This window comes from Pseudoalteromonas peptidolytica (assembly GCF_012641745.1).
GTDB classification, from domain to species: Bacteria; Pseudomonadota; Gammaproteobacteria; order Enterobacterales; family Alteromonadaceae; genus Pseudoalteromonas; species Pseudoalteromonas peptidolytica.
Genome location: NZ_WEHZ01000060.1, coordinates 1 through 8,587 on the forward strand (window position 1 = coordinate 1; position 8,587 = coordinate 8,587).

At 40.4% G+C, this 8,587-nt stretch carries 6 protein-coding genes and 2 tRNA genes; 6 read left to right on the top strand and 2 right to left on the bottom strand.

Translation table 11 applies throughout. The annotated features are described in order from the left end of the window. Positions 1-165 precede the first annotated feature (165 nt). Positions 166-1,134, bottom strand: a complete 969-nt coding sequence (gene cysK, locus F9Y84_RS21480; protein ID WP_147391221.1) for a cysteine synthase A — start codon at positions 1,132-1,134, stop codon at positions 166-168. A gap of 128 nt (positions 1,135-1,262) precedes the next feature. Beyond that, complete coding sequence (locus tag F9Y84_RS21485; protein ID WP_147391220.1) at positions 1,263-3,557, bottom strand: carbohydrate binding family 9 domain-containing protein; 2,295 nt, start codon at positions 3,555-3,557, stop codon at positions 1,263-1,265. Positions 3,558-3,773: 216 nt separating this feature from the next. Between F9Y84_RS21485 and F9Y84_RS21490 the strand changes: the two genes are divergently transcribed. The 6 genes from F9Y84_RS21490 to F9Y84_RS21515 all read left to right on the top strand — a co-directional run bounded on the left by F9Y84_RS21490 (position 3,774) and on the right by F9Y84_RS21515 (position 8,581). Next, a complete protein-coding gene (locus F9Y84_RS21490; RefSeq protein WP_147391219.1) occupies positions 3,774-4,919 on the top strand; it encodes a dicarboxylate/amino acid:cation symporter in 1,146 nt (381 codons plus the stop codon). 221 nt (positions 4,920-5,140) lie between these two features. After that, positions 5,141-5,791 carry a UvrY/SirA/GacA family response regulator transcription factor gene (uvrY, locus tag F9Y84_RS21495; RefSeq protein WP_125254295.1) on the top strand — a complete coding sequence of 217 codons (651 nt, stop codon included), beginning with the start codon at positions 5,141-5,143 and terminating at the stop codon, positions 5,789-5,791. A 13-nt stretch (positions 5,792-5,804) separates the two neighbouring features. Beyond that, positions 5,805-7,628 (top strand): excinuclease ABC subunit UvrC, encoded by a 1,824-nt coding sequence (uvrC, locus tag F9Y84_RS21500; RefSeq protein ID WP_147391218.1) that lies wholly within the window; start codon positions 5,805-5,807, stop codon positions 7,626-7,628. A 42-nt stretch (positions 7,629-7,670) separates the two neighbouring features. After that, complete coding sequence (gene pgsA / locus F9Y84_RS21505) at positions 7,671-8,216, top strand: CDP-diacylglycerol--glycerol-3-phosphate 3-phosphatidyltransferase (RefSeq protein ID WP_147391217.1); 546 nt, start codon at positions 7,671-7,673, stop codon at positions 8,214-8,216. 210 nt (positions 8,217-8,426) lie between these two features. Beyond that, a tRNA-Gly gene (locus tag F9Y84_RS21510) sits at positions 8,427-8,502 on the top strand. A gap of 5 nt (positions 8,503-8,507) precedes the next feature. Beyond that, positions 8,508-8,581, top strand: a tRNA-Cys gene (locus tag F9Y84_RS21515). Positions 8,582-8,587: the final 6 nt, after the last annotated feature.

An 8,587-nucleotide genomic window follows, 5' to 3' on the forward strand; every position in this document is an offset into this window, starting at 1 on the left:
TTCAAAAGCTGAATGAAGAGCTTGTTCTATATTCACAAAAAATCCGTAGTTAGTTGCCTAGCTACGGATTGTGCATGATCATTTTGATCGGTCAACCGATCAACTTCTTAACTGATCAGCATTAGGCACCTAGGCCCCTTTATTTTGATATATACCGCTGTTTACCTATTGCACTAGTTCTTGCTCAGAGAATGTATCTGCAAATAGAGGACTGGTAAGGTAGCGCTCTGCGGCACTTGGTAAGATAACAACAATATTCTTATCTGCATTTTCAGGTAATTCAGCAATGCGCTTGGCGGCAACAAGTGCAGCGCCAGAAGAAATACCAACAAGGATCCCTTCATCTTTCATTAGCTGATGAGCCATGGCAATAGCGTCTTCGTTAGAAACCAACTCGACTCCGTCGATAAGCTCAAGGTCAAGGTTGCCAGGTATGAAACCTGCGCCAATACCTTGGATTTTATGAGGACCGGGTTTAACTTCTTCGCCTGCCAATGTCTGTGTTATCACAGGTGAGTCAGAAGGCTCGACTGCAATTGATTTAACATGTAAGCCCTTTTCATTTTTAAGGTAGCGAGAAACCCCCGTGATTGTACCACCAGTACCAACGCCTGCGACGAAGTAGTCAATATTGCCCTCTAGCGCTTCAAAAATCTCTGGACCTGTCGTCTCAAAGTGGATTTTAGGGTTTGCTGGGTTTTCAAATTGTTGAAGCAGAATGTACTTATCAGGGTCACTTGCTTGGATTTCATTTGCTTTTTCGATAGCACCTTTCATGCCTTTTGCACCCTCAGTGAGTACTAAGTTTGCGCCAAGTGCTTTTAACAGTTTACGACGTTCAAGGCTCATTGTATTTGGCATCGTTAATGTTAACTTATAGCCTCGTGAAGCAGCAACAAAAGCCAATGCAATACCTGTGTTGCCTGAAGTAGGCTCAATTAGCTCTTTACCTTCCGTTAATAGTCCAGATTTTTCAGCTTCCCAGATCATAGAAGCACCAATACGACACTTTACGCTGAAGCTTGGGTTTCGCGCTTCAACTTTTGCGTAAACGTTACCACCAGAAACGCGGTTAATTTCTACTAAAGGCGTATTACCGATAGTGAGACTGTTATCTGAGTATACTTTAGTCATTTGTGTTCCCTAATCTAGGTTTGCTTGTATTCCATCACTTTACTGCGCATTTCACAAAATAGAAGGAAAGATTGGCTATAAGATATATCAATTTTGCTTATAGCCAATTGTTATTTAAGAGTGCTTTTTTACATCAACCAGGCATAACTAAACTTCATGAAAATACGCTTATCGTCTTTAATGATTTTAGATAAATCATCATCTTGGAACCCATGATCAGAATAACCTGCAAAGAATACCGTTTGAGGATTTAACTTGTACGAGTACAGTAGCTGCGTACTTAGACTCTTATAGGTTGCGTCAACTTCATTGATATAATTATTGGGGTTTCTCGATATGTCAGTGTTGACGATGGCCAACCGTAAGTAGCTATTTATATTAAATTGATAAGTTAATCTGACATCGGTTAAGTTGGCTGAATATACATCAGCACCTTCAGCATTCATTTTCTCATAGGTATGTCGAAACCTAAGTTCGAAGTGCTTGCCAATATTGAGGTTAATAACGGGTCGAACAAAAGTTAGATCGCCAAGTCTGTTATTCGCTAAATCAACGCGATTACTTTTACTTAGTTTTAACCCTGCAAAGATACCAGCCATTGGCTTTAGCTCCAAATAAGTCCATTGCGAGTTTTCGGTGAATAAGCTGGTGTTACCATCAATCGCTATGCGGGTTTCGTCATGTCTTAATCCAGTACGCTTTCTATGTTCCACACCGAAATCAATAAAGCTTTGGAGTGGTCCATTAATTGAAAAATTAGTTTGCACTTCCTTTTCTAGTAGTTCACCGTTCTCATTATGAGAAATATCCCAATCACCATACCATTTTGCTCGATTCCACCAGTTTTGCTCAGTGCCATACCAGCGATACTCTCCTCCAAATACAAACTTATTGAAATCTACTTGAGTGATAAACCCCATGTCTGTTCTTACGGCAGCATCGCGTGACTGATAACTTGAGAATGCTTTCCAGTGTTTTTGGTTATGTTCATAATTTAGGTAGTAGCCTACACCACGCGCATCATCATCTGTTACGCGTAGTACGCTTTCTGTTAAATCACAGTTAGCAAGAGTGCTGTCACATAGGTAATCTACAAATTGTTGGTCATATTGGGTATCAGAACCAAACAGTTGTAACTCAAATAAGTCACTTTTCGTTGGTTTATATTTTGCGTCAAAACTTGCCACTTGGTTCTTATATGTTTCACTCTGCCTCGTTGTTGATGTAAGCCCAAATGAAAAAGCTTTATTTACGTCACGACGATATCTAAGTGCCATGTTTTCGCTTTTGCGTTCCAATGAGACCACACGAGAGCCCAGATTTCCGGGAATGACAACATTGAGTCGCTCGTCATTCGCGATAAAGCCAGCAAAAGTGTGACCGCTTTTGTTGCCAGTTAACTTTACTCCGTAGTCAGGTGCTGAAATATTACGTGTATGGATCAGGTTTAGGTGTGATGAGAAATAGTCTGAGTTATCCAAAAAGAAAGCGCGTTTTTCGGGAAAAAATAAGCTAAAACTATTGTTAACACTTAATTGACCAGTGTCAGCTTCAACTTGGGAAAAGTCAGGATTTAGCGTTGCATTGAGAGTAGTGTCGGGGGTGATTGCCCACTTTATGTCTAGGCCAGGCTCAATATTGTGCGCTTTTTGCCATGGTTTTGCTTTGCCTTGTTCAATATCGCGAGTTTCTTGGCTATTACCGACTAAAGTGGGAATGATCGCGATATCACTGCTTTGCTTCGCTTTGGCTAGCCCTTGATATTTAGGCATTTGGCAAATCCAACAGGGATTTGCATGTTGCAGTGTCATGCTAGAGATCCGTAGTCGTTCATTTCTAGGAAAAAATCGTAGAAACTCCATCGCCATGGTTTTGTTGCCAGTTGAATTACTAAAATTAAGTACACGCAGTGGTATCTCAATTTCTACTATAAAACCATCTTCGTTTATTGTACCAGCACTATCCCATATACCATTCCAAGAGCCGTTCTCACTTTTTGTCAGCTCATTTTCAATTGAATCTTGCTGTACTCCAAGAGGGTTGATAAAAAACTGATAAGCGCTTTGTGCGTTATTGAAGGAGTCTATTTTGATCCCGACTAAGTCGTCTTCCCACGCCCTGTCTCTATCTCTGTAAAATGCCCTGATCAAGTTTGGGTTTGGATCTTTTGCATCAAAAGCAACGAATAGTGATTGACCGTTTTCATAGATATAGGCTTTTGTCTTTACTGGACTCTTTTCATTTTCATACGGCCAAGTGACGTTGTTGATATCAATTTCTAGCGCTTGATGCCAGACATTATCATCAATGAGCCCATCGATTTTGGCAGCCTGTTGAATAAATGGGATTTGATTGGTGTTCAAGGCGGATACTGGCATAGACAACAAAAGTGCAGCGAATGAGCAGGTTACAGCTTTTAACATAAGGACAAAAGTAGATTACAGAGACTGAATACTGCTTATTAGATGATATGCAATAAAGAGAAACAATTTGTTTTCGTTGGGTTGCAATTATTTACGTTAGATAGCCACTTAGTATACATAAAATGTACAAATTAGTTTATCTCTATCGAATTAATAGCAAAATGGGTCAAAAACATGTTAAAACAGCGTCTTTAAAAATATGCTAGGAAGTAATCTATGTCTCTCGTATTAAAGCTAGTGGCGGGTATCGTTGCTGGTATGTTGGCAGGGCTTTACATGCCAACAGTGTTGGTCGAGCTGTTATACACTTTTAAAGTCATCATAGGGCAACTCATTAATTTTACAATTCCTCTGATAATCCTGTTTTTTATCGCCTCTGGCATAGCAGGCTTACCAAAGGGATCGGGTCATCTTCTGGGTAAAACAGTAGGTTTTGCATATAGCTCTACTGTTATTGCCGGAACTTTGGCATTTTTACTCGTTAATGCCTTTATCCCATTTTTTGAAGGTGGAGTTGCTTATCAAGTTGTCGAGGAGTCTCATCTTACAAGCTTCATCAATATAGAAATCCCACCACTGATGGGGGTAATGACTGCTCTGGCTAGCGCTTTTATTTTTGGTATCGCGATGAGCCAGTGTGGCTTGAGTAATTTAAAGCAGGTCACTGACGAAGCAAGGGATGTTATTGACATGTTGCTTGCCAAAGTGATTATCCCTGTTTTGCCATTTTATATTGCTGGGGTCTTTGCTGAAATGGCGGTAGCAGGAACTGTTTTCGATACCTTAAGCACTTTTGGTATCGTGCTGTTAGCAGCAATCGTGATGCATTGGTTATGGCTTAGCGTGCTGTTTTTGGTAAGTGGTGTCTTGCTGGGTAAAAACCCCATAGAACTAATAAAAAATATGCTGCCTGCGTATTTTACAGCGATAGGAACCATGTCGAGTGCTGCGACAATTCCTGTATCACTGCGTGCGAGTAAAGCAAATAACGTGAATGATGAAGTAGCAAACTTTACTGTACCATTGTGTGCGACTATCCATCTGTCAGGCTCTACAATTACGATAGTGACCTGTGCCATGGCTGTGATGCTGCTATCACCTGAGATGGTTGTGCCGTCAATCACTGAAATTTTGCCGTTTATTTTTATGTTAGGGATCGTCATGATAGCTGCACCTGGGGCACCGGGTGGCGCTGTTATGTCTGCTTTAGGACTATTAACATCGATGCTTGGATTCGATGAAGGGGCTGTCGCATTAATGATTGCTTTGTATTTAGCTCAAGACAGCTTTGGTACTGCATGTAATGTGACTGGTGACGGCGTTATTGCGCTTTGGGTCGACAAATTTTCCAAAAAAGATTAATCAAAAACACCGCTATCGCTATTAAATTCGATAGCGGTGTATAAATTATATGCAAACATTTCTTCAGCTCTTAACAATTTAGTTATTTCATATCAAAATTGTATTTTTCTCTCGTTTCTATCGTTATGCTTTTAAAAAATATGTGGTAACCTCATGCTTCAGGAAGTGAAGTAATAGGTTGCTTTGCTCCGTTTATTAAAATATATGTAGAGGGTGTGCCATTGATTAATGTGCTTTTAGTTGATGATCATGAACTTGTCAGGACTGGCATAAAACGCATTTTAGATGACGTGCGTGGTTTTAAAGTTGTCGGAGAAGCTAAAACGGGTGAAGAAGCTGTAACTTTTTGCCGCCAAAGCGAGCCTGATATAGTACTTATGGACATGAACATGCCCGGTATTGGTGGATTGGAAGCGACTAAAAAGATTTGCCGTTATTGTCCAGATGTCAAAGTGATTGTGCTGACTGTACATTGTGAGGATCCATTTCCAAGTAAAGTGATGCAAATAGGTGCGCACGGCTACCTGACCAAAGGAGCAGGACCAGATGAAATGATTAACGCCATTCGTGCTGTTAATGCAGGACAGCGTTATATCGCACCTGAAATCGCACAACAAATAGCACTTGCTCAATTTAGTGGTCGAAATGATGAAAATCCGTTTCAATCATTATCTGAAAGAGAATTGCAGATAATGCTTATGATCACAAAAGGCGAAAAAGCGCAAAATATAGCAGACCGATTAAACCTAAGTTCTAAAACAGTAAATAGTTATAGATACAGAATGTTTGAAAAACTCAATGTTAACGGTGATGTAGAGTTAACCCACCTAGCGATCCGCCATAAAATGATAGATATTGACAGCAATCATTAAGTTCATTTTTTAAATGACAGCATTTGATTCTCAATCTTTTCTAAAGACATTAACGACAGAGCCTGGCGTATACCGCATGTATGATGTGGATGGTCAGGTTATTTATGTTGGCAAAGCAAAAAATCTAAAAAAGCGTGTTTCGAGTTATTTTCGGGCGAATATCACCGACAGTAAAACGAGGGTATTGGTCGGAAATATAGCGAGTATCGAAGTTACCCTGACAAACACAGAAACAGAAGCGCTGTTACTAGAAAACAACCTAATCAAAAAATATCAGCCTAGATATAATATCTTACTAAGAGATGATAAAAGCTATCCTTATATCTTTTTGAGTGCTCATCAACATCCAAGGTTGGCCTTCCACCGGGGGAGTAGAAAGTTAAAAGGCGAGTACTTCGGGCCATTCCCCAGCAGCTCTGCGGTATCTGAAAGCCTTCGGCTAATGCAAAAAATCTTCCCAGTAAGACAATGTGAAGATGCTTATTATCGGGCTCGGAGTAGGCCTTGTCTGCAGTACCAACTAAAAAGGTGTTCTGGTCCATGTGTCGGCAAAGTCAAGGATAGTGAATATCAAGAGCAAGTATCCATGGTACGCCAATTTTTAACTGGTCGCTCGCAAGATGTGATAGCTGCACTTGTAGAGAAAATGGAGCAAGCAAGTATTTCACTTGACTTTGAAATGGCTGCTAAATATCGAGACCAAATCGTATTGCTTCGGCAAATGCAAGAGCAGCAGTCTATTGCTGGCAATTTTGCAGAGCTGGATGTAATTGGTTTTGAGCAAAAAAATGGCTTGGTTGCAATTCATGTACTTATGATCCGAGAGCACAAAGTACTAGGCACTAAAACGCATTTTCCCAAGGTGCCTAAAGATTCAGGTGCAAATGAGGTTCTCACTGCATTTTTAGGACAATACTATATTTCATCTGGCAATCAATCGCGAATTGCAAAAGAAATTGTTTTGCCGTTTAAGGTTGATGATTACGTTGCACTAGAAGCTGCTTTAGGTCAGGTATCGGAACGCAAAGTAAGCTTTAAGTTTAATGTGCGTGGTGAGCGCGCCCAGTATCTTGCATTGGCAAATAAAAATGCTCAAAACAGCATTGAAGTAAAACAAAGTGCACAGGATTCGATCACAAAGCGCTATGCAAAACTAAAAGAGGCAATAGGGCTATCTGACATTCAAAGAATGGAGTGTTTTGATATCAGTCATACCATGGGAGAAAATACCGTAGCTTCTTGCGTAGTGTTTGACGGTCAAGGGCCAAACAATAAAGAATATCGCCGTTATAATGTCACAGGGATTACGCCAGGTGATGATTATGCAGCTATGGATTTTGCGTTAAAAAAACGCTACGGCAAAATGGCTGATGAGAGCAAAGTCCCTGATATTATCTTTATTGATGGTGGTAAGGGGCAATTAGGTAGGGCTGAATCATTTTTTGCAAGTTGGCAACTTGATAAAATGCCTATTTTAATCGGTGTTGCAAAAGGCACGAGTAGAAAACCCGGTTTGGAGACGCTACTGATTGATGGTGGCCGTAAAACTATCAATGTAGCCAGTGACTCTCCGGCATTACACTTGATACAACATATCCGCGACGAGTCTCATAGATTTGCAATTGCAGGACACCGTAACAAAAGACAAAAGCAAAGAACACAGTCAATGCTGGAAGAGATAGAAGGAATTGGTCAAAAACGACGTCAAGCACTACTTAAATTTTTAGGAGGCATGCAGGGAGTTAAATCTGCAAATATACATCAATTAAAGCAAGTTCCTGGGATCAGCCCTGACATGGCTGAAAAGATATTTAATCATTTGCATGACAAAGCTTAAGCAATCATGCGAACATAGAAAAAAAGACAATACCAAGTAGTTATGTGGAATATTCCAAATACGCTCACAGCATTTCGGTTGCTGCTCATCCCTGTATTCGCAGTCGTTTTTTATTTACCATATTCATGGGCATTTTTTGCCGCCGCGTTTATTTTTTGGTTAGCTTCAGTTACTGATATCCTTGATGGATATCTGGCGAGAAAGCTTGAACAGTCAACACCGTTTGGTGCTTTTCTTGATCCAGTTGCTGATAAAGTGATGGTCAGTGTTGCACTTGTCATTCTTGCCACACACTATAATGATTACTTTATTACAATATCAACGCTGGTGATAATTAGCAGAGAAATCGTTATATCTGCATTGCGAGAGTGGATGGCGGAACAAGGCAAGAGGGGAAGTGTTGCAGTGTCCTGGTTAGGTAAATTCAAGACAGCTGCGCAGATGCTCGCAATCATCGGGCTAATTTGGCAATTCTCTAATTGGATGACAATGCTAAGTTATGGGCTTTTAGCTGTTGCTACCATTTTAACTTTAGTTTCTATGGTGCAGTATCTATATGCTGCGAAAGGAGAATTGACTAATTCTTGACTGTTATAGTCTATTAACTCATCGGTTTAGATAAAAAATGAGCAAACGGTTAAAAACATTCATTTTTTATGTTGACGCGTACAAGAACTTCTGTAGAATGCGTCCGTGTTGAGAGGGCAGTGTGTCATAGAAATGAAATTTTGATAACACTTCCTAATGATAAAAGTTTAAAGCTGGCTTACTTAATTAGATAGCTTTAAATGTTGGAATGCGAGTATAGCTCAGCTGGTAGAGCGCGACCTTGCCAAGGTCGAGGTCACGAGTTCGAACCTCGTTACTCGCTCCAAATTTGGCGGAATGGCAGAGTGGCCATGCAGCGGATTGCAAATCCGTCTACCTCGGTTCGACTCCGGGTTCCGCCTCCATTTTCT